Source organism: Jeotgalibacillus sp. ET6, from assembly GCF_029667115.1.
GTDB lineage: Bacteria > Bacillota > Bacilli > Bacillales > Jeotgalibacillaceae > Jeotgalibacillus.
The window spans coordinates 1-236 of the sequence record NZ_JARUIU010000301.1 but is presented as its reverse complement, the minus strand read 5'-3'; the positions used below and the strand labels follow the sequence as shown (position 1 = coordinate 236).

Genomic DNA, 236 nt, shown 5'->3' with positions numbered 1-236 from the left:
GAAAGTGATATGTTAAGCATTTCGGATGGACTTGATTCCTATAAAAAATCCATACCTTTAATCGGAAATCCGTTTCGTCCGTGAAGTTTTTGCGTTCTGGTTTGCCTTCCCGCAGGTTTGTGACCGTAAATCCAGCATGGGCTATTTGATTCCTGTGTATCAGCGGGTGCTGCAACAAATGTTAAGGTGGCGTTCCATACAATGGAGGTTACTTCCACTACGTCCTGAGTAGAAAC

1 protein-coding gene is annotated in these 236 nt (G+C 43.6%); it reads right to left on the bottom strand.

Annotated elements, in window-relative coordinates:
• Window positions 1-38 precede the first annotated feature (38 nt).
• On the bottom strand, window positions 39-236 hold a 198-nt coding region (locus tag P6709_RS20335; protein WP_278242684.1), incomplete at its 5' end, for a hypothetical protein.